15 protein-coding genes are annotated in these 25503 nt (G+C 77.2%); 5 read left to right on the top strand and 10 right to left on the bottom strand.

Annotation, left to right across the window (positions count from 1 at the left end):
• Window position 1: 1 nt before the first annotated feature.
• From J1G43_RS04420 to J1G43_RS19550, 3 genes are all read right to left on the bottom strand, one after another.
• Window positions 2-532 carry a hypothetical protein gene (locus J1G43_RS04420; protein WP_207339426.1) on the bottom strand — a complete coding sequence of 177 codons (531 nt, stop codon included), beginning with the start codon at window positions 530-532 and terminating at the stop codon, window positions 2-4.
• Window positions 529-3597, bottom strand: a complete 3069-nt coding sequence (locus J1G43_RS04415; RefSeq protein WP_207378033.1) for a DUF4157 domain-containing protein — start codon at window positions 3595-3597, stop codon at window positions 529-531. Before J1G43_RS04415 ends, J1G43_RS04420 begins: the two co-directional genes overlap by 4 nt.
• Before the next feature lie 136 nt (window positions 3598-3733).
• Window positions 3734-5644 (bottom strand): ATP-binding protein, encoded by a 1911-nt coding sequence (locus J1G43_RS19550; RefSeq protein WP_207339428.1) that lies wholly within the window; start codon window positions 5642-5644, stop codon window positions 3734-3736.
• 247 nt (window positions 5645-5891) lie between these two features.
• Here J1G43_RS19550 and J1G43_RS04405 point away from each other — a divergent pair, with 247 nt between their 5' ends.
• The 5 genes from J1G43_RS04405 (at window position 5892) to map (ending at window position 17754) form a co-directional block, all read left to right on the top strand.
• On the top strand, window positions 5892-6464 hold the full coding sequence (locus J1G43_RS04405; protein WP_207339429.1) for a DUF4255 domain-containing protein: 573 nt from the start codon (window positions 5892-5894) through the stop codon (window positions 6462-6464).
• Window positions 6461-8647: a carboxypeptidase-like regulatory domain-containing protein gene (locus J1G43_RS04400; protein WP_207378032.1), complete on the top strand. Its 2187-nt coding sequence runs from the start codon at window positions 6461-6463 to the stop codon at window positions 8645-8647. The genes J1G43_RS04405 and J1G43_RS04400 overlap by 4 nt, the downstream gene beginning before the upstream one ends.
• On the top strand, window positions 8647-11151 hold the full coding sequence (locus J1G43_RS04395) for a carboxypeptidase-like regulatory domain-containing protein (RefSeq protein WP_207378031.1): 2505 nt from the start codon (window positions 8647-8649) through the stop codon (window positions 11149-11151). Before J1G43_RS04400 ends, J1G43_RS04395 begins: the two co-directional genes overlap by 1 nt.
• Window positions 11152-11188: 37 nt before the next feature.
• Entirely contained in the window at window positions 11189-16909 is a 5721-nt protein-coding gene (locus J1G43_RS04390) for a carboxypeptidase regulatory-like domain-containing protein (protein ID WP_207378030.1), read from the top strand.
• A gap of 74 nt (window positions 16910-16983) precedes the next feature.
• The gene (gene map / locus J1G43_RS04385; RefSeq protein WP_207370070.1) at window positions 16984-17754 is read left to right on the top strand and encodes a type I methionyl aminopeptidase; all 771 of its coding nucleotides are present in this window, start codon (window positions 16984-16986) and stop codon (window positions 17752-17754) included.
• 51 nt (window positions 17755-17805) lie between these two features.
• Here map and J1G43_RS04380 read toward each other — a convergent pair whose 3' ends face one another.
• The 7 genes from J1G43_RS04380 to J1G43_RS04350 form a co-directional block, all read right to left on the bottom strand.
• Window positions 17806-18309 carry a hypothetical protein gene (locus J1G43_RS04380; protein WP_207378029.1) on the bottom strand — a complete coding sequence of 168 codons (504 nt, stop codon included), beginning with the start codon at window positions 18307-18309 and terminating at the stop codon, window positions 17806-17808.
• Entirely contained in the window at window positions 18306-18845 is a 540-nt protein-coding gene (locus J1G43_RS04375; protein ID WP_307859471.1) for a phage tail protein, read from the bottom strand. The genes J1G43_RS04380 and J1G43_RS04375 overlap by 4 nt, the downstream gene beginning before the upstream one ends.
• Before the next feature lie 90 nt (window positions 18846-18935).
• Window positions 18936-20891, bottom strand: a complete 1956-nt coding sequence (locus J1G43_RS04370) for a putative baseplate assembly protein (protein ID WP_207378028.1) — start codon at window positions 20889-20891, stop codon at window positions 18936-18938.
• 1 nt (window position 20892) lies between these two features.
• Window positions 20893-21330 carry a GPW/gp25 family protein gene (locus tag J1G43_RS04365; protein ID WP_242635201.1) on the bottom strand — a complete coding sequence of 146 codons (438 nt, stop codon included), beginning with the start codon at window positions 21328-21330 and terminating at the stop codon, window positions 20893-20895.
• Complete coding sequence (locus J1G43_RS19545; protein ID WP_207378027.1) at window positions 21330-23084, bottom strand: phage baseplate assembly protein V; 1755 nt, start codon at window positions 23082-23084, stop codon at window positions 21330-21332. The genes J1G43_RS04365 and J1G43_RS19545 overlap by 1 nt, the downstream gene beginning before the upstream one ends.
• A complete protein-coding gene (locus tag J1G43_RS04355; RefSeq protein ID WP_207339437.1) occupies window positions 23081-23746 on the bottom strand; it encodes a LysM peptidoglycan-binding domain-containing protein in 666 nt (221 codons plus the stop codon). The genes J1G43_RS19545 and J1G43_RS04355 overlap by 4 nt, the downstream gene beginning before the upstream one ends.
• Window positions 23743-24594: a hypothetical protein gene (locus tag J1G43_RS04350; RefSeq protein WP_207378026.1), complete on the bottom strand. Its 852-nt coding sequence runs from the start codon at window positions 24592-24594 to the stop codon at window positions 23743-23745. The genes J1G43_RS04355 and J1G43_RS04350 overlap by 4 nt, the downstream gene beginning before the upstream one ends.
• Between the last annotated feature and the right edge of the window lie 909 nt (window positions 24595-25503).

Here is a 25503-nt window from a genome sequence, read left to right as displayed (position 1 = left end):
GTCAGTCGGCCTCGAGCGCCTCGACCTGCAGGACGAGCGCGTCGAGGTCCGCGGTGCGGACGTCGTACGCGGCCTCGGCGGGACCGCGGGTGCCGGCGACGACGTCCTCGACCGCGTCCAGGACGCGCTCGACCGTCGCCTCGACGTCCTCGACGACCGCCAGCAGCAGCGCACCGAGCACGTCGGGGTGCAGGACGGGCCGGCCGTCGGGCACCGGTGCGAGCGGACCGAGGGCCAGCGAGCCGCGCACGGCGACCGTCCCGGTCGGTGACCCGGCCTCGACGCACGTCGTGAACAGGTCGGCCGTGAGCGCACCCGCGAGCCGGGCGACGTCGGCCGCACGGTCCGCCGGGACGTCGACGGGCACACGGCCGTAGCAGGTGACCGTGGCGGCCTCCTCCCGGACGAGCACCAGCACCGGCTCCCCGCCGGGCAGCTGGGAGGCGACGTCGAGCGTGCCCGCGGCGTCGTCCACGCGCAGGGGACGCGCCGGGGCGAGGGCTGCGGCGACCGCGGTCAGCAGCGGCCTCACGGGGTGGCCCCCGCGGCCTCGGTGAGCTTGCGCTGCAGCAGCTCGAGCAGCAGGTCGACCATCTCCGGGGAGTTGCGCTGCGGACGGGCTGCCAGCTCGGCCTCCAGGTCCTCGACGCTGACCGTGTCGACGAACTGCGCGAACTGCGGCGGTGTGGCGTCCGGGGCGAGCGTGTGCGCCCCGACGACGAGGCCCGCTGCCGGGGCGCCGGTCCCCTGCGCCGTCAGCAGCGCGGTCATCCGCTCCTTGCGGGCCAGGTGCTCCTCGCCCTTCAGCGTCTGCCGCACGCGCCAGAACAGACCACGGTCGTCGCGGACCCTGCCGCCGTTCGCCTCGGCACCCGCCTGCGCGGTGTTGCGCTCGCCCGCGAGGGAGCCGGACCGCCGCCAGCGGTCCAGCAGCCCGCCCGCGGTGCCGCCCGCCGCGCCGACGGCGTCCTCGAACGCCGCACGCGTCCGCTCGAACACGGTCTGCGGGTCGGCGTCGACGCCCATGGACTCCAGCACGGCCTCCCGGATCAGCGCGAGCGCGCCGTCGTCCGTCGTCAGCTGCTCCTTCTCCGCGGCGCGCAGGTCCTGCGGCGACGAGCGCCGCTTCTGCGGGTCGTGCGCGACGACCGTCCGGGGCTTGATGCGGTTGAGCAGGTCGGGCCCCACGGGGCGGCCCTGCACCCGGTAGTTGGCGAGGAACGCCTTGGCGGTCTCGTCACCGGCGGCGGCGCGCAGGATGATCCCGTCGACCGCGGCCTTGGGGTGGCGGCGCAGCTCGTGCTCGGCGCCGCCCTCGAGATGCTGCACGGCGGACTCGCGCTCCGCGGCCTGCGCCTGCACGACGAACACCTCGTCGGCGATGAAGTGGCCGAGGGAGTGCACGCTGTCGACGACCGACTTGACGCCCTTGATCGCCGCGGGGATGCCGAACCCGCCGGCGGACGCGACCTGCCCGATGGACAGACCCAGGTCGACCACGGACGAGCCCAGCGCCCACGTCGTGCTCTCGAGGTTCTTCGTGTGGCTGCGCGACACGTTCATCAGCGGCCACACCATGACGTTCGCGTTCTTGCCGGGGCGGTTGACGCGGGCGGAGAACATGGCGGTGTCGGTCTCGTGCTGGCGCATGCCCGCGACGGCGACGTCGGTGACGGCCTTCACCATGGCCAGCGCCGAGGCGACGATGTCCAGACCGGGCACGACCTTCGCGACGCCGTCCGCCACCCCCTTGTCGCCGAGGAGCTTGGCGAGGCTCGCCGTCGACTTCGCCGCGGACACCAGCCCGTCGACCGCCGACGCGCCGGACTTCGTCGCCGACATCGCGGCGTACGGGTCGCTCTCGTTCCACGCGTCGCGCACCGAGCGCGCGGTCGCGAACGCCTCGCGCACCGCCGTGAGCAGGCCACCGAGCATCCCGGTGACCGTCGAGATGCCCTCCTTGGCCCGCCCGCCCGCGGTCTTCAGCGGGTCGCCGGCGCCCTTCTCGAAGTCGTCGTCGGACCTCAGGCCCTTGCCCGTGCGGTACTTCGCCTCGACGATCTTGTTGACCGCGCCGCCGTCGACCTTCTTCGGGATCTTCAGGTTCGACGCACCGGGGGCCTTGGCGAGCTCGGGGGTGTAGTGGTCAGCGATCTTGCCGCCGACGGTGCCGATCATCGACAGCACGGAGCCGCCCGCGGACTCGACCGTGCCCGACGTCGCGTCGGCCTTGTCGAGCCCGCCGAGCGCCTCGAGGTTCGCGGCGACGCCCTGCGCCTGCCGCTCGCGGCGCGCCTCCAGGATCGGCGCGCGCTGCTCCGCCAGCGCCCACGCCTCGCGGTCGACGGCCGAGTTGCGCAGCGGCAGCCGCCCGGCGACCTTCGGCGTCAGGGAGTCGCGGACCTGCTTGGCGGCCCGGTCGCGGGCGAGCTCCGGGTGCACCTCCGGCTCGGCCGTCGTGATGGACCGCATGGCGGTGACCATGCGGTCGTACACGTCCTCGAGGTCCTTCGGCATGACGCGCGATCCGGCGAGCTCCTCCTCCTCGGACTCCATCGCCTCCTCGTGGCGCGCCTCGACGTCCCGGGCGGAGCGCACCTGGAGCATGAGCCGCTCGGCGGCCGTCTCGCGCGGGGGCCGGACCGACTCCAGGGACCGGAACGTGCCGTGCCACGTCTTGTCGTACGCGTACGTCGCGGCCTCCTCCTGGGGGACGCCGCTGCGCAGGACCTTGCGGTAGATCCGCAGCTCGTGGGCCAGCGCCATGTCGAACCGCGCCCACAGGACGTCCATGCGCTCGCCGGCCGTGACGGACGTGAGGCCGTCGTCCTCGTGGACCATGCTCGACAGGTCCGCGCGGCCCTGCTGCCCCTTGGCCCGGTCCCGCGCGAGGGCGGCGAGCTCGGCCTTCTCCGCGACCTTGCCCTCCTTGACCTTCTGCGCGTCGAGCTCCTTCTGCGTCGGCGCGGTCGGGGCGCCCTTGCCGAAGAGCTTCTTGAACGGGTTGGAGAACCGGCGGACGGCCCGCGATCCGGTCTCCTGCACCACGTGCGCGATCTCGTGCGCCAGCACCTTCTCCCCCACCGGGTCGTGCGGCGCGAACCGACCGTGGCCGAAGAAGATGTCGTCGCCGGTCGTGAACGCCTCGGCCGACATCGCCCGCGACAGCCGCCCCGCCTCGGGGCCCGTGTGGACGCGCACGTGCCCCAGGTCCGTGCCGAACGCGGACTCCATGCGCCGGCGCACCGGGCCGGGCAGCCCCGTGCCGCCCGACCGGGCGGCCTCGACCTGCGACGTCACGTCGGCGTCCAGCGCCCCGCCGTCGGACCCGACGACGCCCGACGCCCCGTCGAACGACCGGCGCAGGTGCCCGCACCCGGGGGTGTGCCGGTGCGGGTCCTCGCCGTCGAGCCGGGACAGCGCGCGGTCGGCCAGCGCGTCGGCGGCGTGCTCCGCGTGGTCGTCGGCGGCACCGACCGTCAGCGTCGCGGCGGCGGGACGCAGCGCCTCCGGCGCGGTCGGGGCGGCGGGCTGCGGCGTGGCCGGGCCCGGTGCGGCCGACGTCGGCACGGGGACGCGCGCGTGGTGGGTGCTCATCGGTGCCTCCGGTGACGGTGCGCGGACGGGTGCGGGACGGGCGGGCCGCAGCGCCGGGACGCCGGGACGTGCCCGCGGCCCAGCCTCGCCGCGGGCCGCGGTCCGGCACATCGGTAAGCACTACGCATGTTGGCGCTCACCACCGCGGGTCGGTCAGCCGCCGCCCCAGCTTCGCGATCTCCCGCTCCGTCGCGGCACGCACGTGCCGCATCCCCAGCGGCACCCCGCCGGTGACCGCGTCGTACGTCGCGGCGAGGACGACGTTGCGGATGTCGCCGCCGCAGACCTCCACGGTCTCGGCCAGCAGGTCCAGGTCCACGGGGTCCTCGGGGTCCGTGGCCGGCAGCTGCGCCAGGTGGTGCTGCCACAGCGCCCGGCGCGTGGGCACGTCCGGGTCGGGGAAGTGGACCATGAAGTGCAGGCGTCGGGCGAAGGCCGGGTCGAGGTTGCCCCGCAGGTTGGTCGCCAGGATCGTCAGGCCCTCGGCCGCCTCCATGCGCTGCAGCAGGTAAGCGACCTCCTGGTTCGCGTACCGGTCCTTGGCGTCCGTCACCGCGGAGCGGGAGCCGAACAGCGCGTCGGCCTCGTCGAAGAACAGCACGGCGTTGAGGGACTCGGCCTGGCGGAAGACGCGCTCGAGGTTCTTCTCCGTCTCCCCGATGTACTTGTCGACGACCGACGACAGGTCCACCTGGAACAGGTCCATGCCGAGGGTGTCGGCCACGACGTGCGCGGCGAGCGTCTTGCCGGTGCCCGGGCTGCCGGAGAACAGCGCGCTGATGCCGGTGCCCTTGCCGCCCTTGCCGTGCAGGTCGCCCAGCGCCAGGACGTCGTCGCGGTGCCGCGCCCACGCGACGAGCCGCTCGACCTCGCGGCGCGTGTGGTCGGGCAGCACGAGGTCGTCGAGGGTCGCGGCCGTGCCCTGGGTGCGCACGCGCGAGCCGGCGGCCCCGCCGAGGCGCCGCGCCGTGCGGCGCACGTCGTCGACGTCGACGTCGCGGGAGTCCCGTGCCGCGTCGGCCCGCGCCCGGCGCCCGACCCGGACGATCTCCTCCGGGGTCATGCGCAGCGACACGACGTCCGCGGTCGCCACGTCCGGGCCCGTCATCGCGGCCCACCGCTCGGCGCGCTGCGCGAGCGTCAGCCTCCCGGCGGTGACCGTGGGCGGCAGCGGACCCGCCCAGCGGGGGTCCCACACGGTGCCGCCCACCGCCACGACCGGCACGGCCCCGTCGGTGACGAGGCGGACCAGGTCGGGGCCGGGCAGGTGCGCACCGGCCAGCACCAGGACGCAGCGGCCCAGCACGGCCTCGAGCTGCGCGGCCCGCACCGCGTCGTGCAGCGCCGCCCGCGCCGGCCCGTCCGAGCCGGCGACGGCGGGCACGCGCTCCAGGTCGACGACGACGCACGCGACGTCGAGCTCACGGCACGCCGCGACCGCCAGGCCCGTGCCCGCCGCACCCACCGGCGCGTGCACCCACACCAGCGGCTCGTCCGCGGCCAGGGCCGCCGCGACCTCGGCGTACCCGGTGACGTCCGCGGGCACCGCCTCGGTGAGCAGGGGACGCACCTCGGCGGCCGCGTCACGACGGCCCAGCAGGTGGGCGACGACCCGCGGCACGAGCCCGACACGCGTCGTGGCGAACGTGCCGGCGGCCACCAGCCGCAGCAGCCCGGCGCGGCGCAGCGCGGCCCCCGGGGCGAACCGGCCGTGCGCGGCGGGGTCCAGCACGGACGCACCGGCGAGCTCCACCGCGAGCGCCGTCGTCGGCAGCCCTGCGGCGCCGTCCCCCGCGAGCAGCCCGCACAGCAGGTGCGCGACGGGGTGCGTCTCGGCCAGCAGCGCGACGGCGACGACCTGCCGGTCGGTCGGCGTCAGCGCGCACGCGTCGACGAGGTCGTCCAGGGCCGGGTCGAGGGCGCCGAGCCCCGGGGCGTCCGCCGTCAGCGCGTCGAGCGCCCCGCGGGCCGCGGCCCCGTCGGCCCACCCGGGGCCGCGTCGCGCGACCGCTGCCCCGAACGCCCGCAGCGCTCCCGACGTGCCCACCGTGCTCCCCCACCTCCGCCGGGTCGCGCCCGGACCGCGTGCGGTCGGTCCGCTCGCCCGTCGGCACCCTGGCACCCCGCGCGACGGCACGTCGAGCGGTCCGCGGCAGGTTCCGTAGCGATTACCGATGCCCGCCGCACGGACCCGTCCGTAGCGTGGGGCTACCCGACGGCAGGTCCCGCAGCACTCTCCTGCGCGCCGGCGCCGGACGGGCGTGTCCGTGGTCCGCTGCCCGCCGGGAGGTGCCGTGCTGATCCCCGCCGTGCAGGACGGGCTGGAGCGACTCCTGCGCACCGCGCTGCCGCTGAGCGAGCAGCAGGGCGACGTCGTCTTCGACGCCCCGACGTCCACGTGGTCCGCCACCGTCAACCGCCTGACCGTGAACCTCTTCCTCTACGACGTCGCACGATCGGGCCGGCCCGCCCGCGTCGACGCACCCGTGCGCAACGCCGACGGCACCGTCGCACGCCGCCGGTTCCCGCTGCCGATGGTCGAGCTGAGCTTCCTCGTCAGCGCGTGGGCCGGCTCGACGCGCGACGAGCACCAGCTGCTGGGCGACGTGCTGACGCGCCTGCTCGCCCACCCGACCGTGCCGGCCGACCTCGCGCCCGCCGCGCTGGCCTCGCCCGTGGACCTGTCGATCGCGTCCGACGAGCGCAACCGCCCGCGCGACCTGTGGACGTCCCTCGGCGGGCAGGTCCGCGCGTCGTTCACGCTGGTCGCGACGGTGGCCGCGGACGCCTACCCCTGGCAGGACGCACCGACCGCCGTCTCCGGGGTCGAGGCGGAGCTGTCGCCCCGCGTCGACGGGCGACGATGAGGGCGGTCAGCGCACCCAGCGCCCTGGAGGTCGCGCCCGGCGGCACCGGGACGGTCCCCCTGGAGGTGCAGAACACCTCCGGGGTGATCGACGAGCTGACCGTCCAGGTGCTCGGCGTGCCCGCCGGCGCGGTCGAGGTCAGCCCCAGCCGGGTGGTGCTGTTCCCCGACGCGACCGCGCACGTGCAGCTCACGTTCCGGCTGCCCGGGACCTTCCCGGCCGGGACGCACGTGCTGTCGGTGGTGCTGACCGGCCGCACCGGCGGGGCGACGCCCGCACCGCTGCCGGTCGAGCTGACGGTGCCCGCGCGGCCCGGCACGCGGCTCGGGGCGGCGCCCACGCTCGTGCGCGCCCGCCGGCGGGCCGCGTACACCGTCCAGGCCACCAACACGGGCAACGTCCCGCTGGACCTGGCGCTGCGGGCCGTCGACACCGACCGCGCGCTCACCGCGACGCTCACCCCCTCGACCCTGCACCTGCCGGTGGCCGCGACCGCCGGCAGCACGGTCGTCGTGCACGCGCCGCGCCGCCTGCTCGGTGCGGACCAGGACCGCGCGGTGCGCGTCGAGGCGGCGGGCCTCGGGGACGTGGCCGTCCGCGGCGACGTCCTGCTGACGCTGCGGCACCGTCCGCTGGTGGGCCGGGGTGCCGTCACCGCGCTCGTCCTGGTCGCGATCGTGGCGGGCTGGGCGGCGGCGATGTGGTTCGGCATGCGCACGGCGCTCGGCGCCGAGCCCGTCGGCAAGGTCGTCGCGGGGTCCTTCTACGCGGCGACCGTGGGCGCCGGTGCCACCCCGGACGGTGCCCTGCCGAAGGACGGCGCCGTGCCCGCGGCCGTCGGCGCGACGCTCACCGGCACGGTCACGTCGGCGGTCGACGGCGCGGGGGTCGGACGGCTGACGGTCGACGCCCTGCGGCGCACCCGGGACGGCCTGAGCGTGGTCTCGTCGGCCGCGACGCAGTCGGACGGCACGTACACGATGTCCGGGCTCTTCCCCGGGCCGTACCTGGTACGCGTGCAGTCCCCGGGGTACACGACCCTCTGGTACCCGGCGGCGGCGACCGACGGGGCGGCCCGGGAGGTCCGCGCCCCCGCGCAGCAGGCCACCGAGGGCGTCGACCTGCGCGTCACGGGCGACGCGGCGTCGCTGACGGGCACGGTCGACGTGGGGCAGACGACGCGTGAGGTCGTCGTCGACGTCACCGCGACCGCTGCGTGGGACGGCGCCGACCCGGCGCTCACGTGGACGACCGCCACGCAGGGCGGCACCTACCTGTTCGAGGGGCTGCCCGCGCCCGGCACGTACACGCTGACGTTCACGGCCGAGGGGTACGCGCCGACCACCACCACCGAGCGGGTGCTCGGCGGGCAGCAGCGCATCGCGACGGCCGTGACCCTCGGCGCCGGCACCGGGCAGGTCGCGGGGGTCGTCACCGACGGCGTCCGTCCGCTCGGCGGCGTGACGGTGACGACCACGGTCGACGGCGAGGAGGTGCAGGTCGGCACGCCGACGGTCGGTGAGGTCGGCCGGTTCGTGCTGCCCGCGCTGCCGACGCCGGCGACGTACGTGCTGACGTTCACGCGCACCGGCTACGGCACGCAGACGCTCGTCGTCGACCTCGCCGCCGGCGAGCAGCGCGACGACGTGCGGGTCGCGCTGCCCGCGGGCGCCGGCACGGTCACGGGCCGGGTCGTCGACCCCGCCGGGACCGGGCTCGGTGGTGTGCAGGTCACCGCGGGCGGCGCGGGCGGCACCACCACGACGCTCACCGCGGGCGACGTCGGCGCGTTCACCCTGGCCGGTGTCGGCGCGGGCGAGCTGACGCTGACGTTCACGCGGGACGGGTACACGTCGACCACGGTCGCGGTGGACCCCGCGTCCGGGTCCGCCGGGACCGTCACCCTGCGGCCCGCGGCCGGCACCGTGAGCGGGCGCGTGCTGCGCGGGGGCGCCGGCACCGCGGGGCTGACCGTGCGGGCCACGGACGGGGCCGAGGTCCGCACCACGACGTCGGCGCAGAGCGGGACGCTCGGTGCGGGCACGTACGCCCTCGACGGCCTGCACGCCGGCCGGTGGACCGTCTCCGTGCTGGACGCGGACGGCCGCGTGCTGGTGACCACGCTGGTCACCGTGACCGGTGGCGCGTCGGTGCGCACCGACCTGACGGTGGCGGGCGCCTGATGCACGTCGACGTCACCCCCCGCCACCTGCCCGCCGGAGCCGGCGTCACCGGTGAGGTCGTCGTCACGCTGACGAACACGCGCGACGTCATCACCGGGTTCGCCGTGCGCGTCCTCGGCGTCGACCCCGCGTGGGTGCACGTCGGGGACCCGGAGCCCCGGCTGTTCCCCGGTGCGACCGTGGGCGTGCGGATCGCCCTCACGCTCCCGCCCGACGCCCCCGCGGGCCGCGGGACCGCGACCGTCGAGGTCGTCGACCTGGCGGACCCGGCGGCCGTGAGCCTGCACGAGGTCGTGCTGGAGGTGCCCGCGGTACGCCGCACGCGCGTCGTGCTGGACCCGCCGACCGTCACCGCGGGCCGGCAGGCCGTGTTCACGGCCGTCGTGCACAACGAGGGCAACACCGAGCACGTCGGCGGGCTCGCGGCGGTCGACCCCGAGGCGCGGGCCGTCTTCGCGTTCGACCCGCCCCAGGTCGTCGTCCCCCCGCGCGCGTCGACGTCCGTGACGCTGACCGCGCGCGCCCGCCGCCCCTGGGTCGGGGACCCCCTGCTGCGGCCCTTCGAGCTGCGGACCACCGGCCCGCACGCACCCGCCCCCGACGCGCCCCCGGCCGCGACCGGCGTGTTCGTGCAGCGCCCGCGGTTCACCCGCGGTGCGCTGGCCCTGGTGGGCCTGCTCGCCGCCGTCACGGTGTTCGCGACCGTCATCGCGCTGGCGCTCGGCACGGTCGTGCAGCGCTCGGCCGCGGACCGGGACCTGGCGCTGCAGGTCGCGCAGGCGCGGGACGCCGCGGCGACGAGCGGGACCGCGCGCGTCGCGGGCACCGTGGTGGAGCTGACGACGGGCGCGACGCTCGGCGGCGTCAGCGTCGAGGTCGTCGACCCGGACGACACGACCGCCGCCGTCGCCACGGTCGCCACCGCACCCGACGGGACGTTCACGGTCGGGCGGCTCGCCGGCGGGTCGTACCTGCTGCGGGTGCGCGGCGCCGGGTTCGCCGAGGTCTGGTACCCCGCGGCGTCGTCACCGGACGACGCCACCGCCGTCGACGTCGAGGACGGCGCCGCGACCGAGGGGCTCGTGGTCGTGGTCGGCGGCGTGCCCGCGACCCTGACCGGCGTCGTCACGGGCGACGACGTGGGCGGTGCGACCGTCCAGGTGCAGATGCCCCTGGACACCGCGCCGCTGCTGGGCACGGACGTCGCGCGCGAGGGCGGCGCACCGGTGGCGGGCGACGGCGTCGTCGTGCGGACCGTGCCCGTGGGCGAGGACGGCACGTTCGACGTCGCCGACGTCCCGTCGCCGGCGGTGTACGACCTCGTGGTCGCGAAGCCGGGGTTCGCGACGCACGTGCAGCGCGTCGACGTGGCCGCCGGGGAGTCCCGCAGCGGCCTGGAGCTGGCGCTGCTGCTCGGTGACGGCACGATCAGCGGCACGGTCGGCGGCGGCGGCGGCCCGCTGGGCGGCGCCACCGTGGTCGCGTCGTCCGCTGCGGTGCGCGTCGAGACGGTGTCGCTCACGCAGGACGCCGTCGGCTCGTTCGTGCTGCGCGGCCTGCCGACCCCCGGCACCTACACGGTCGTCGTCAGCGCCGACGGTCGCGCCCCCTCGACGCTGACCCTGACGCTCGGCGAGGGCCAGCAGCTCACGGGCGTCGCCGTGGTGCTCGGGGACGCCGAGGGCGCCCTCGGCGGGACGGTGGGCGTGCCGCTCGGCGACCCCGGCGGGGTCGAGGTCACCGTGACCGACGGTGCGAGCACGTGGCGCACCGCCGCACGGTCGGGGTCGGGCACGTGGCGGATGACCGGGGTCCCCGTGCCCGGCACGTACACCGTGACGTTCGCGCGCGCGGACCTGCAGTCGCAGGTGCTGTCGGTGAGTGTCGACGGGTTCGGGCGCGTCACGTCGGGGGCCGCGTCCGCGCAGGGGCTCGACGTCACGATGCGCTCCGCGACGGGCACGCTGTCCGGCACCGTGCAGCAGCAGGACGCCGCCGGTGCCGCGGCACCGGCCGGCAACGTGACGGTGCAGGTGGCGTCCGGGACCGTCACCCGCACGGTCACGACCGCCTCGACACCCGCCGGGACCGTGGGCCGGTACGCGGTCGACGCCCTGCCGCCCGGGACGTACACCGTGACGTTCACGCGTGCCGGGACACGCAGCGTGTCGCAGATCGTCGTGGTGCAGGCCGGGCAGGACGCGACGCTCAGCCCGGTGCTCGTGCGACCCGCGGGCGTGCGGGGCTCGGTCACGCGCGCGGGTGCCGCGGCCGCCGGTGCGACCGTGCGCCTGTTCCGCGCCGCGGACTACGGCCTGGCGGGTGCGCAGCCCGTCGCGTCGACCACCACCGACGCCGCCGGTGCGTACGCCCTCGACGACGTCGACGCACCGCAGAACTACCTCGTCGAGGTCCGCGTGGTCGCGGGCGGCTCCGTGCTCGGCGTCTCGGCGCCGTTCACGCTGGGCGCCAGCGAGCAGCGGACCGTGGACGTGACCTCGTGAGCGCGCGTGCCGCGGCACGCCGGATCGGAGCACCGCAGTGAGCGACGCCTCCCGGCGCAGCAGCGCCACCGCCCCGACGGTGACGGTCGGCAGCGACGCCCACGGGTCCCCGGGCCGCGACGTGGACGTCACCGTCCGCGTCCGCAACGTCGCCGCCGGGCCGCTGGACGTGCGGGTCCACGCGATCGGCCTCGAGCCGGCGTGGGCCGCGCAGACCGTGACGGTGCCCTCCCTGGCACCGGGCGCGACCGCGGGCACGACGCTGCGCGTGACGCCGCCGGCGGGCGCCGCCCCCGGCGACTACCCGTTCCTCGTGGTGGTCGAGAGCGCCGCTGGGCGCACCGTCACCGACGCCGTGCTCACGCTCGCCGTGGCCGGCGGGCTGGTCGCCGGTGTGGAGCCCACGGACGCGCGGGGGCGCGGCCGCCGCCGCGTCGAGGTCGTGCTCGCCAACACCGCGGCGACCCCGGCGTCCGTGCGGCTGTCGGCCACCGGCCACGGCGTCGACGTCGCCGTGCCGCACGCGGCCGTGGAGGTCCCCGCCGCGGGGACGGTGCGCGTGCCGGCCGTGCTGCGGACCGTGCCCCGCTGGGTCGGGCACGCGCAGCGCCACACGTTCACCGTCACCGTCACGGGGCGCGGCGCGCCGCAGCAGGTGCCGGGCACGTTCACGTCGCGCGCGTGGCTGGGGCCGGGTGTGCTCAAGGTCGCCGCGGTCGTCGCCGTGCTCGCGCTGTGGGTCGGCGGGGCACTGGTCGGGATCCCGCGCGTCGTGACGGCGCTCGGCGACCGGGACGGCGACACGCTCGTGGTGGACCCCGGGTCCCCGGCGGCGGACGGGTCGGGCGACGGGTCGGGCACGGCCACCGGCGGGGACGGCGGGGACGGCGGGGACGGCACAGAGGACGCGCCGGCGGCTCCGGACGCCGCCCCGGGCACCTCCACGCTGCGCGTCGCCGGGCAGGTCTCCGGGCCCGACCCCGGCGACGCGAGCGTGCAGGTGGTGCCGACGTCGGAGCTGTGGGCCTCGACCGGTCCCGCGACGACGACGGGCACCGACGCCCCGACGTCCGTCGCCGCCGTGGGACGGGCCGCCCTCGGGGCTGCCGTCACCGCCGCGCTGGCCCCCGCCGCGGGTCCGGTCGCCGCCGCCGTGGGCCGGGTGCTCGCCGGCACCGCCGACGCGGCGCCCGGCAGGCTGCTGGGCACCGCGCTGGCCGTCGAGGGCACCACCGGCACCGCGCAGCGGCTGCGCACCACGACGGACGCGGCGGGCACGTGGGCGGTCGCCGGGCTGTCCCCCACGACGCGCTACCTCGTGACGGTCGCCAAGCCCGGCTACCGCACCCAGCGGTACGTGCTCACGGGTGCCGAGCTGTCCGCGACGCCGCTGCGCACCGAGCTGCGCGCCGGCGACGGCGCGCTGCGTGGCCTCGTCACCGGCCCCGAGGGGCCCGTCGGCGGCGTCGAGCTCACGCTCACCGACGGCACGACGACGGTGACCACGCGCACCGTCACCGAGGGACGCGTGGGCACCTGGTCCGTCGAGGGCCTGAGCACACCGAGCACGTACCTCGTCACGGCGTCGTCCGACCGCTGGGGCAGCACGTCGCGGCTCGTGGCGCTGGGCGCGGCGGGTGAGCGCGACGTCGACCTGGCGGTGGAGCCGGGGGTCGCGGCGGTCACCGGCGTCGCGGTCGGCACCGCTGCCCTGGGCGGCGTCGGCGGCATCGGCGGCCTGACGGTCACCGCGACCGACGGCACCGTCACGCGGACCGCCACGACCCTCACCGGCGACGACGCCGGCCGGTTCGTCCTGGCGGACCTGCCGGTGCCGGGCACGTACACGGTGACGGTCGGCGGCCCGGGGTACGCGACGGTGACGCGCGAGCTGGACCTCACCGCGGCAGGCGTCGCGGGGTGGGAGGTCGCCATGACGGCCGTCGGCGGGTCCGTCTCGGGCACGGTCCGAGACGCCGACGACGCCGGGGTCACCGCGGCCGGGCTCACCCTGAGCGACGGCACCACCACGTACAAGTCGATGTCGTCCTCGGACGGCCGGGGGTCCTACCGGTTCGTCGGCGTCACCGCCGGGACGTACGTGCTGTCCGCCGAGGCGTTCGGGTACGTCACCGGGCACGCCCAGGTCGAGGTCGCCGCCGGTGCGGCGGCGTCCTCGGACCTCGTGCTGACGTCCGTGCCCGGTGACGGGCTCGTCGCGACCGCGGGCGTCACGGGCCGCGTCACCGACGCCTCCACCGGCGGGCGCGTGCAGTGCCCGGCCACCACCGAGCCCTGCCTGGTGACGGTCACCACGACCGCCGCCGGCCTGGACGGCACGACGCGCACCGTCACCGCGACCGCCGCCCCGGACGACGCGTACGTCCTGCCCGCCGACGGCGACGGCGGCCTGCTGCCCGGCCGGTACACGCTCACCGTGTCGGTGCCCGGGTACGAGACCGGCACCGTCGCCGTCACCGTGCCGATGGGCGTCGTCGTGGAGGCCGCGACGGTCGCCCTGACGCCGTCGCCGTCCCTGGTCGGCTCGGTGCTGCCGCGCGTCGGCGCCCTGCCCACCGACGTGTGCGTCGTCGCGCGCCCCGCCGGGTCCGCCACCACGTGCGCCCCCGCGACCGCGACCTGCACGGGCGCCGACGCACGCTGCGCGCGGCTCACGCAGGGCATGTACGAGCTGCGGCGCCTGCCCGCCGGGACGTGGGAGGTCGTCGTCGTGGGGCTGCCGGGTGACGACTGGGTGACGCCCGACCCCGTCGAGGTCGTCCTGCTGCCCGGGGAGACGCGGCGGTACGACGCGACCATCGAACGCCTCGGCATCATCCGGGTCACGACGCTGCGCGCCGACGCGACCGGCGCGATCGACGTGGCCCGCGACGCCTCCGTGCGGGCCGAGCAGGTGGGCGGCCCGACGGTCCGGACGGCCGTCAGCGACACGCACGGCGTCGCCGAGCTGCGCGGGCTCACCCCCGGCACGTACCGGATCGTCACCTCCGCACCCGACGACCCGGGCGTCGAGGTCGCGGTCGATCGCGACATCTCCCTGAACCAGCAGCTCGACGCGACCGTCGTGCTCGCGTCACCCGTCGGGGACCAGGTCGTGCAGGTCGTCGTCCAGTCCGCGGACGACGCCTACCAGGCGCTGCCCGGTGCCCGCGTCACCGTCACGGGCGTCGTGGGGTACTCCGGGACCACGCAGGTGCGTCGCAGCCAGACGTTCACCGCCGACGCGTCGGGCGAGGTGCTCGTCTGCACGGCCGCGACCGCCGCCTGCGCCGGTCTGCCGGTGCTGGCGCTGGTGTCCGGGCAGGTCGACATCGCGGTCCAGGCCGACGGGTTCGACGCGCAACGCCTCGGCGCGGTCGAGCTGGGCGCGGTGGACCGGGTGGTCCTGACCCCGTCGTACCAGCTGCTCGACGCGTCGGCCCTGCTGGTCCCCGCCGTCGCCGCCGTGCCGGACCTGGCCCTCGAGCTGGTGTCCGCGCCGCCCGGCACGGGCACCGTGCGTCTCACGCCGGCGGCCACCGGCACGGCCACGACCCACGGCGAGGCGCCCGACGCGCGACCCGCGACGCGCGTGGCCCTGACGTTCGTCGACACCGCGATCGGCGTCGAGAACCGCATCCGCCCCGGCACGTACCGCTTCGCGCTGCGCGCCCCGGGGTGGAGCACGCCCACCGCGACCACCGAGGTCGTCGTCGACGTGCCCTACCGCACCACGGGCACGGCGGGCACGACGCGCTCGCAGACCGTGCTGCTGCGCGACGGCGGTGTGCGCGTCACCCTCGCCCCCGACGGGGCCGCGCCGCTGGCCGCCGCCCGCGTCACGCTGTCCGCCGGCGGGGCCGTGGTCGCGCAGCGGGACGTCACGGGCACGCCCGTGGTCGACCTGGGCGCCCTGCCCGTGGGGGCGTACGACCTGCAGGTCGTGGCCGCCGGGTTCCGCACGCCCGCACCCGTGGGCGTCGAGGTCGGTGCGGGGTCCGTCGCGACGCCGTCCGTGCCGCTCGCTGGCCTGGGCCGCATCCACGGCACGGTGTCCACCCGCCTGGGTGCGGGCTGGACGGTCGCGCTGCCGGGGGCCGAGGTGCGCGCGGTGGGCCCCGCGGACGGCACCGGGTCCGGCGACGTCACGTTCACGGCACGGTCCGACGGTTCGGGCGCGTTCACGCTGGTGGGCGACCTGGACCGCGAGGGCCTGTGGGACGGCGACTGGGACGTCACCGCCTCGGCGGACGCCCACACCGCTGCCACGGTCCGGGCCGTCGTCGCACCGGGCGCGACGACCTCGCACGTGGAGCTCGACCCGCTCGGCTCGACCCTCACCGTGCGCGTCACCGACGCCGCGGGTGCCGCCGTGACGTCGGGTCTGAGCGTGCGCCTGGCGTACTCCGACCACGCCGTGACGATCGCACCGCCCACGGTGGAGGACGACGAGTTCGTGTTCAGCGGCCTGCTGCCGCTCACGTACACGCTGTGGGTGGTGCCCTCGACCAGCGAGTACACGACCGTCAGCACGCGCGTGACCGTCGGCCCGGGGCAGCCGGGGCGCGTCGAGGTGCCGCTGGCGACCCCCACGGGTGCGGTGCAGGGCCAGGTCACGCAGGAGGCCGCCGACGGGTCGTCCGGCGCGCTGCCGGGCGTCACCGTGACGGCGACGCCGCAGGGCAGCACCGACGGGGTCTCCGTCACGACCGACGCCGACGGGCGCTACCTGCTCAGCGGGCTGGGCGGCGGCACGTACGCGCTGACGTTCACCGCGTCCGGGACCACCCTCACGCGCGGTGTGCAGGTCGTGCCCGGGCAGGGCACCGTGCTGGACGTGACGTTCCCGCTGACACGGCACGCGGTGACGGTGCAGCTCACGTCGAGCATCGGGGCGGACCTGACCGGTGGCCTCGTGACGCTGACGTCGGGCACCGGGACGGTGCTCGGGCCGCAGCCGGTCGCGCGGTCCGGCACGCGGCACGTGACGACGTTCCCGCAGGTGCCGCCCGGCACGTGGACCGTGCGCGCCGCGGGCCCCGCCGGGCACCTGGCGACGGTGCAGCAGACGGTCCAGGTGTCCGGTCCGACCACCCTGCCGCTGGAGCTGCGCGAGGTCGAGCTGCGGCTGCGCGCGACGGGCGGGGCGCCCGCGGTGGACGTCACGGTCGCGCCGACCGGCGGCACCCCGGTGGACGTGCGGCTGCTCGACGGCGCGAGCGACTCCGTGCTGTACGTGCCCGGGTCCACCGGCGGACCGGCCGCCGCGCTCACCGCGACGACGAGCGCCGGGTGGCGGGTCGCGCTGTCGCAGGCGACGGTGCCCGCCGGTGCGACGCAGCTGCTGGTCACCGCGACCACCACGCCCGTGCCCGCGGTGACCACGGTGTCCGCGCGGACGTCCGGACCGGTCGAGGTCGGCGCCGACCTGACCGTGACGGTCACCGTGACCACCGCCTCCGGCACACCGGCCGGGCAGGTGCAGGTCGGCGTCGGGTCCCCGACCGTGTGGGGTGCCGCCGTCCCCCTCGCCGGCGGGACCGCCGCCGTCCGCGTTCCGACGACCGGCTGGTCGCCGGGGAGCACCACGCTGGCGGTCCGCTACGTGCCCGCGTCGACGACGACCTGGGCGCCGTCGAGCACGACCGTGGGCGTGCAGGTGCAGCCCGCGCCGGTCGTCCCGGGACCGGGCGGCGGGGGCACCCCGGGGGGCGACCAGGGGGGCGGCCAGGGCGGCACTGCCCTCGTCGACGGGTGAGCCGCACCGTGGGAGAGGATGGGGCGCACGCGTGGCACCACGCGTCGCGCCGCACGGCCGAGAAGGACTGACACGTGATCGAGATCCTCAGCCCCTCCGAGGTGTCCCGTGCCCGGGACACGGGAGCCCTGGTCGCCGAGATCCTGCAGACGCTGCGCCGCCGCGCCACGGTCGGCACCAACCTGCTGGAGATCGACCGGTGGGCGCAGCAGATGATCGTCGACGCCGGTGCGCAGTCCTGCTACGTCGACTACGCGCCGTCGTTCGGCCGCGGCCCGTTCGGCCACTACATCTGCACGGCCGTCAACGACGCCGTCCTGCACGGCCTGCCGCACGACTACGCGCTGCGCGACGGGGACCTGCTGACGCTCGACCTGGCGGTGTCGCTGCGCGGGATCGCCGCGGACTCCGCGATCAGCTTCGTCGTGGGCACGCCGCGTGACCCCGCCGACGTCGCGCTCATCGAGACGACCGAGCGCGCGCTGGCCGCCGCCATCGCCGCCGCGCGGCCCGGGGCCCGCGTCGGTGACCTCTCGCACGCCATCGGCACCGTGCTCACCGACGCCGGGTACCCCGTCAACACCGAGTTCGGTGGGCACGGCATCGGCACGACCATGCACCAGGACCCGCACGTGCCCAACACCGGCCGTCCCGGCCGTGGCTACCCGCTGCGTCCCGGCCTGCTGCTCGCCCTCGAGCCGTGGGTCATGGCGGACACGGACCGGCTCGTCACGGACACCGACGGCTGGACGCTGCGCAGCGCGACGGGCTGCCGCACCGCGCACAGCGAGCACACCGTGGCGATCACGCAGGACGGCGCGGAGATCCTCACGCTCCCGCGCTGAGGCCGCCCCCCGCCCTCGCCGTCCCGACGGGCTGCGGCGAGGTCCCGACGGTCAGCCGAGCAGCAGCATCGCCGCCACGAACGCCGCACCGGCACCCAGCAGGCCGGACACCAGCGCGACCACCCACGTGCGGGGGTGCCCGCACGGCACCGGCACGGGCACCTCGACCACCACGGGCGCGGGCTCCGGCGCCGGGGGCGGCGGCAGCAGCGGCGCCTGCGGCGGCGTCAGGTCCCCGCCGCACCGCACGCACGGACCGCGCGCGTGCCCGTTGTGCTCCCCGCAGCCGTGGCAGACGACGACGACGTCCGCGACCTCGCCCTCGACGCCGGGCGACCGGCGCACGGCGCCCGGGTCGGTGTCCCCGTGGGGCGCCCCCGCGCCGCCGCGGTCGGCCCAGAACAGCGGGAAGTCGCACTGCGGGCAGAACCCGGACGCGTCACGGCGCAGCAGGTCCAGCGCCGTGCGTGTGCCGCACTCGGGGCACACGGTCAGGGTGCCTCCCGCCGCACCCGCACGCGCCGGCAGCACCGGCTCACGGACCACCTCGGTCATCGGGACTCCTCCTCGGGTCGCGGCCACACCGTGCGACCGCCCACCACCAGCTCGACCCGCACGTGCGCCGGCACCTCGGCACGCACCAGCTCGACCAGCTCGTCCTGCGTCAACCGCCCCGGGGTGGTGGCCTCGAGCCGCACCCACGCGGTGTCGTCGTCCGGCTCCTCGCCCAGCGGGTGCACACCACCGCCGTCCACGACCCGCGCCGGCCCGCCGGTGTACCCCTCCAGCAGCAGGCGCAGCCCGTGGGCCGTCCCCCGCCACGGCAGCGCGGCCGCGCCGGCGACGAGCAGGTCGCGCTGCAGGTCGTCGGGGAGGTCCGCGTCCAGACCGGGCAGGCCGATCCAGCGGGCCAGGTACCGGACCATCTCCGGCGGCGCGAGCCGCGGGTCCGCGAGGTGCGGCAGGGAGTCCGGGTGGGCGAGCAGCGTCTCCGCCTCGGCCTGGAAGATCCGCACGAAGCGCGCGAAGAAGTCCTCCGCGACCATCCCGCCGGGGAGCTGCGCCAGCAGCCAGTCGTCAGCGCGTCCCACGGTCCACCCCCGCCGTCGTCGGCACCGTCGTCGTCGGCACCGTCGTCGTCAGCACCGCCGTCGTCTGCACCGCCGTCGTCAGCACCGCCGTCATCGCACGACCACGCGGTGCCCGGCGGACAGCAGCAGCGTGTCCGCGTCGATCGTCAGGGACTCCCGCCCCTCGCCGACGCGCCGCCCGTTGCGCAGGTCATACCCGAACAGCGTGACCTCGTCGACGCCGAGGACGCCGTCGACGCCCTCGACGACCTGCGCGACAGCCGTCGCGGTGAGCGTCTGGCCGAACGGCCAACCGGTGCCCTGCGGACCACCGACCAGGGGGTGCACGAACCGCGTGAGCGCCTCGACGACGCGCTCGCGCACGGCCTGCGCGGGCCGCCCGGGGACCGCCCGGACCAGCGCCGCGACGGACACCCCGTGGTAGTACGGCGCCCCCAGCCCCACCGAGACCCCCACGGTCCGGCGCCGGTCCAGCTCGGCGGCGACGGTGTCGAGCAGCCGCGGGGAGAGCACGAAGTCGTCGATCGTGTGGCTGCGCGGGTCCGTGCGCACCTGCGGCACGAGCAGCACGTGCACCGGTCGCACCGGCCCGTCGGGAGGCACGGCCAGGCACCGGGCCCGCGCGACCTCGACGGACGCCTGCCGGGCCACCTGCTCGAAGTCCGACGCCGTGACCGCACGCTGCCCCGCGCGCAGCGCCAGCGGCCCGCGCACCTTGGCCTCCTCGACCGTCTCGGCGTCGACGCCACCCGTGGCCGGGACCAGGTTGGTGACCGAGCGCACCGACGGCAGCGCGGTGCGCAGCGACGTCAGCGTGCGGGCACCGACGTTGCCGCGCGACCCGCCGCCGGTCCGGTAGCCGGTGACGCGCACCTGCGCACCGTCCGGCGGGACGGCGCCGTGCCGGCGCGTGCGGCCGTCGGGCTGGCGGACGGCGGGGCCGAAGCGCACCTCACCCGTCGCGGAGTCCCACACGACGTGCCGGTCGTCCGGGCCGGAGGCGGAGAAGTCGGGGACCTCGTCCCACTCGGTCGCGCCGGTGCGGTCCACGACGACCACGCGCTCGTCCGGGCGCCGCGTGGCGACCGGTGCGGCGGACACCGCGAACCGCTGGCCCGGGCGCCCCTCGGACCGCCCCAGCACCTCGGCCGGCATCGCCTGCGCGTGCTCCGCGGGCACGCCGACGCCGACCGTGCGCACCTGCACGGAGCCCACGTGCGGGGACGCCTGGTACGCGGGGCGGCCGTCGGCGCGGTCGAGCAGCCGCGCCCGCAGCCAGTACGCGGTGGTCCCGCCGATCGTCAGCGGCGCGTGCCGGTCGCCGACCAGCAGCGTGACGGTGCCGTCGCGGTTGAGCCCGCCCGTGGTGTCGTCGTCCACGACCGTGGGCACCCACGCCTCACCGCTCCACACCTCCCACGCCAGGGGCGGCCGGGTCGGGTCCACGCCGATGCCCTCGGCGTGCGCGGTGACGTCCAGGCGCAGCACCAGGTCCGCGAGCGGGCCGGTGCAGCCCAGGTACAGCGCGTCGCCGTCGCGGATCGGTGACGACGGGAAGCAGCGCACGGACTCGCCGGGCACCTGCAGCGCCTCCCACGCGTCGGTGGACGCGGCGCCGTCGGGCCCGGCCGTCCGCGCCGCGACCAGCACGGGCGGGACCGCGACGGCCTCGGCGGACGTCGCGAACACCACGGCGTCCTGGCCCCCCACCGTCACGGTCGACACCGTGGTGCCCGCGGGCACCACCACGGGCTCGGTGGCCGGTGCGGCCAGCAGGAACGTCAGCCGCGTGCGCGCCACCGACGGGGGGAACGGCTCGACGCCGACGAGCTCCAGGAAGTGCGCGTACATGCGGTCCGGCACCTGGTTGACGCGGTACAGCACCATCTCCCCGACCCACGCGAAGAGCTCGACGAGCGCGACGCCGGGGTCCGACAGGTTGTGGTTGGTCCACTCGGGCGTGAAGCGCGGGATGAGGCGCTTGGTCTCGTCGACGATGTCCTGGAACCGGCGGTCGTCGAGGTTCGGCGGGTCGAGCGGCGGCATGTCAGGAGTCCTCGCGGGGGATCACGTAGAAGGGGAAGACCAGGTTGCGGCGGTCGTTGGTGGACCGGACGCGGTAGTCGATCTGGATGTGGAGCAGGCCGGACTCGCCCGGGTCCTGCACGGGACGCACGTCCTCGACGTCCACGCGCGGCTCCCACTGGGCCAGCGCGTCGCGCACGGCCTGGCGCACCAGCCCGACGAGGTTCGGGGTGATCGGCTCGAAGAGCAGGTCCCAGATGCGGCACCCGAACGCGGGGCGCATGAGCCGCTCGCCGGGGGCCGTGAGCAGGACGACACGCATGGCGTCCTCGACGTCACCGGTCCCGTCGGTCATGGCGATCGACCCGGTGTGGTCGACCGCGAAGGGCCAGGCGAAGCCGCGGCCGACGAAGTCCGCGGCCGCCGTCATGCGCGCCGAGGGGTGCTGGAGGTCGCTCATCAGTTGATCGCCACCGGGTTGCCCACGACCTTCGTCGGCCCCGACGCGGAGACCTCGGCGGTGCCGCTGGCCTTGAGCGCGACCTGCGCGCCCGTGACGTCGACCTTGGCGGTGCCCTCGATCCTCACGGTCGTGCCCTTCAGCCGTAGCTCGTTGTCCGCCTGCACCGCGACGTCGGTGCCGCGCACGGTGACCTTGCCCGTGCCGTCCAGCTCGATCGACGACGACCCGGCGACGATGCGCAGCGGGACCTGCCCCACCTCGAGGACCGCCCGCTGCTGCGAGATCCGCAGCCCGTGACCGGCGGCGCCCAGCGCGAGCTCGACGTACGCGTCGTCACCCGACTCGCCGTCGCCCAGGACGAGGCGCTGACCGTGGCGCGAGTGCAGGGCCCGCACGCGCGGACCACCCTGGGCGCGCACGGTCTGCGGCGGCAGCGCCTGCGCGGAGTGCAGCCCGCCCAGCACGACCGGCCGGCTGACGTCGCCGCCCTCGAACGCGACGAGCACCTCGTCCCCCGGCTCGTGCTGCAGGACCATGCCGCCCGCGCTGCCGCCGCCGGGCGCGAGCACGCGGGCCCAGTCGGACGACGTGCGGTCCGACGCGGTCACGAACGTGACGCGCACGCGACCCAGGCGGTCCGGGTCGTCGGTGCTGTTGACGGTCGCGACGACGAGCCCGGTGTGCCGCGCGGACCGCACGGCCCGCTCCCCCGTGGCGCCGCCCAGGCGGACCGGCTCACGGTCGCCCGCGACGAACGTCGTGCGCGAGGCGCGACCGTCGAACCGGTGCTCGACCTCCTGCACGTAGTACGTGCCGTCGAGGGGGCCGCCCTCGACGACCTCGACCTCACCACCGGGCACGACCTCGGGCAGCAGCGGGCCGCGCCCCTGCGCCTCGACGCGGCCGTGCCGGGCGGCCACGGCCTGCGCGCGCACCCGCGCCTCCTCGGCGGAACGCACCTGCAGCCCGCCGACCTGGATCTGCGGCGTGGCGCCCCCGGCGTCCACCCGGGCGGTGAACCCGGCGCGCGGCGCCGGTGCGTCGGCGGTGGCGCGCACGGACGTCGTGGTCGCGGCGTCCCAGCCCTGCACGACGTACGTCGCGTCGGGACGTCCCACCTGGCGCGCTGACAGCTCCTCGAGGTCCACGCCGACCGTCAGGCGCGGACGGCGCGACCCGGACGCCGTGCCGTCGGCCCGCCGCCACACGCGCAGCGTCGTGCCGTCGACCACCCAGTCGAGCCCGGAGGCGACCGCGAGCTCGTCGACCAGCCCGAGCGGCGAGTCCGCCTGCAGGTGCCACGGCTCGGTGCGCGCGACCGGCCAGCCCTGGACGGTCAGACGGGCCGCGCGGGCCAGCTCGGCGACCACCTGGGAGGCGTCGACGTTGGCGCGCGCCACCACCCCCGCGTCGGTGGTCAGCGCGTACGCGCCGTCGTGGGCCGTGACGGTGGTGGTGCTGCCGCGGTCGTCCGCGCGGGTGCCCAGCGCCGTGACGGTCCCGGTGAACAGGGCCGTGCCGTCGACGCGCACCTCGACGTCCTGCCCGATCGCGAGGCGCGAGGTCACCAGCCGGTACCCGCGGTCGACGAACGTCAGCGACGCCCGGCCGACGGTCCGCACGCCGCGCTGCACCCGCACGTCGAGCAGGTCGCCGAGCTCCGTGACGCCCAGCGCGCGCCCGCCGAGGCGCACGTCGAACGACGTGTGCGCGAGCGGGTTGAGCCGGGCGGTCCCGACGTCCGTGCTCACGCGTCACCCCGCGGGACGGACAGGACGGTGCCGGGGCGCAGGTCCAGCGGGTCGTCGATGCCGTTGGCCTGCGCGAGCGCACGCCACCGCGTCGGGTCGCCGTAGTGCTGCGCGGCGATGCGGTCCAGCGTCTCGCCGGCCTGCACCCGGTGGACGCGGTGCGGCTGGGGCGTGCCCGACGTGGGGTTCTGCGGGCCGAACGCGCGCGACGGCTCGTACTGCCGCAGCTCCAGCCCCGCCCGGGCCCGCAGCGGGGTCCCCGACGCGGAGAAGTACGTGAACGTCAGCTCGAGGGCCGCGACCACCGCCGTGAACGAGTGCAGGTCGCCCCAGTGGAACGTGACCGTCGGCGGGCGGACGTTGCCGGTGGCCTCGTCCGCGCCCGGCAGCGACGGGTCGACCTCCATGAGCTCCAGCAGGCGCCCGGTGTGCCGGGTGACGTCGGTGCCGTCGTGCGTGGTGTCGAAGAACAGGTCGACGCTGAGCACGCCGGACGACGACCCGGCGTACCGCAGCCGGGGCACGCCGCGGCCCGGGCGCGGGTCGCCCACCCAGTGGTTCTCCCGCGTGAGCTGCAGCTGCGCCGGGTTGAACAGGCAGGGCACCTTCTGCCCGCCCTCGATCTCGAGGAACGCCTTGACCGGGGCCGTCGTCGCCGTCATGAGAAGACCTCCCGCGTCCGGCGCCAGGTGCGCCTCTCGTCCTGCTCGGCCAGCCGTTCCTCGACGAGCCGCACGACGCGGTCGTCGAGCTCGTGCTCCAGCCACGACGTCAGCTCGGCGCGCAGCCGGCGCTCGACGTCCGCGTGGGGTGGGCGTACCTCGTCGTGCACGGGGGTCCTCTCCTGGCCGGCCGGCGGCAGCCACCGCCGGACGACGGTGGCGCCCGCGGCCGAGGCGGGGGTGGCAGGGGCGGCACCGGGCGCGCCGCGGGTGGCCGCGGGCGGGAGCCCGCCGGACGCGGGTGCCGTGGGCGGTGCGGTGACGGGGTCGTGGCGCACGACCGTGCGCGGCGGCAGCACCGTCAGGCGTCGGACGACGCCCGCCGCGGCGAACGCCGGGGCGGGTGTGAGGGCGCCGGCGACAGTCGCGTGCGCCCCGGACGTCGACGGGCCACCCGCCGCTGCGCGACCGGTGGGCACGCGGCTCCGTGCCCCGTGCGACGTCGGGTGCGCGACCGCGGGGACCGCCGGTACGCCGGTCAGTCCCCGACCGCGGGGGGTGCTCGGCGCGCCGAGCGGGGCGACGGACGTCCCGAGCCCGGGGACCGGTGCCCCGGCGCGCCCGGGGCCGCCACCGGACGCGAGGAGCGCGGCGGCCGACCCGCTGCCCCGGCGCGCGACGGCGGGGAGCGCCGGTGCGGCGACGGCCGTGCGCAGCGCGCCGGCGGGCGCGGTGGCGCGGACCCCGACGGGCTGGACCGCACGGGCGAGCTCCCCGGCCCCCCGCAGCGACGCGACAGCGGGCGTGCGAGCCGCCGGACCGCCGGCGCGCACGACGGAGCGTCGCACCGCTCCTCCGGTGGGCGCCGGTCGGGGTGCCGACCCGGCGTGCCCGTGCGGGTCGCCGCCGGTGCCGACGGGTGTGGCACGGGCCGGTGCGGACGTCGCGCGCGGTGCGGCGGAGGCCGCGGCGAGCGGAGCCGCGACGGACCTCGCGGTCGCCGGTGCCGACGCGGGCGTCGCGGAAGGCGGTGCCGACGCGGGCGTCGCGGCAGGCGGTGCCGACGCGGGCGTCGCGGCACGGGACGTCGGGACGGGTGCCGCGCCGGGTCCCACCGAACCGGGTCCCGTCGAACCGGGTTGCGCCGAGCCGGGTCCCGTCGAGCCGGGTCGCGCCGGTCCGCCCGGCCGCGAGGCAGCGGCCGGCACCATGACGTGGGTCGCGGCCTGCGAGGCGCGGGCAGCGGCGGCGACGGCCGGTGCTGCGGGGGCGACCGACCGGCGCACGGTGCTCGGCTGCACGTCCTGGGCGCCCGCGGCGGGGCGCGACCCGACGGCCGGTCCGGCTGCCGGGGCGACGCCCGGGGCGACGGGCCCGACGGGACGGGCTCCTGCCCGGGCGCCGGTGGCCGGTGTGCGGGTGGCCGCCCGCAGGGAGGGGTGGGCGGCGGTGCCGTGACGCCCGACAGGCAGCGCGGGCGCACCCGTGCCGAGCCCGGCCGAGCGCCGCACGAGGCCGCGCCGGTGGCCGGCGCCCGGCACCCGCCCGGCGCTGCGCCCGGACGCGACCGGGCCGGTGCCGTGCGCGCCGGGCATCGCCGACGCGGTGGCCAGGGAGCCTGCGTCGGACGAGCCCGCCAGGGATCCGGGCACGCCCGGGCGACCCGTCAGGACGCGTCCGCGGTCGACGGCGCCCGACGCCGGGGGCAGGGCGGGGTCGCGACGGCCCGGGGCCCCCGCGGCGGACGGTGACGCCGG

Source organism: Cellulomonas sp. zg-ZUI22 (genome assembly GCF_017353535.1).
Lineage (GTDB): Bacteria > Actinomycetota > Actinomycetes > Actinomycetales > Cellulomonadaceae > Cellulomonas > Cellulomonas wangleii.
This window is presented reverse-complemented; position numbering and strand designations above follow the sequence as displayed.

Bases quoted from the DNA above. Each gene is read 5' to 3' on its own strand.
- J1G43_RS04395 (WP_207378031.1), top strand. From the start codon at position 8,647: ATGCACGTCGACGTCACCCCCCGCCACCTGCCCGCCGGAGCCGGCGTC.
- J1G43_RS04400 (WP_207378032.1), top strand. From the start codon at position 6,461: ATGAGGGCGGTCAGCGCACCCAGCGCCCTGGAGGTCGCGCCCGGCGGC.
- J1G43_RS04380 (WP_207378029.1), bottom strand. From the start codon at position 18,309: ATGACCGAGGTGGTCCGTGAGCCGGTGCTGCCGGCGCGTGCGGGTGCG.
- J1G43_RS04365 (WP_242635201.1), bottom strand. From the start codon at position 21,330: ATGAGCGACCTCCAGCACCCCTCGGCGCGCATGACGGCGGCCGCGGAC.
- J1G43_RS04370 (WP_207378028.1), bottom strand. From the start codon at position 20,891: ATGCCGCCGCTCGACCCGCCGAACCTCGACGACCGCCGGTTCCAGGAC.
- J1G43_RS04415 (WP_207378033.1), bottom strand. From the start codon at position 3,597: ATGAGCACCCACCACGCGCGCGTCCCCGTGCCGACGTCGGCCGCACCG.
- J1G43_RS04355 (WP_207339437.1), bottom strand. From the start codon at position 23,746: ATGACGGCGACGACGGCCCCGGTCAAGGCGTTCCTCGAGATCGAGGGC.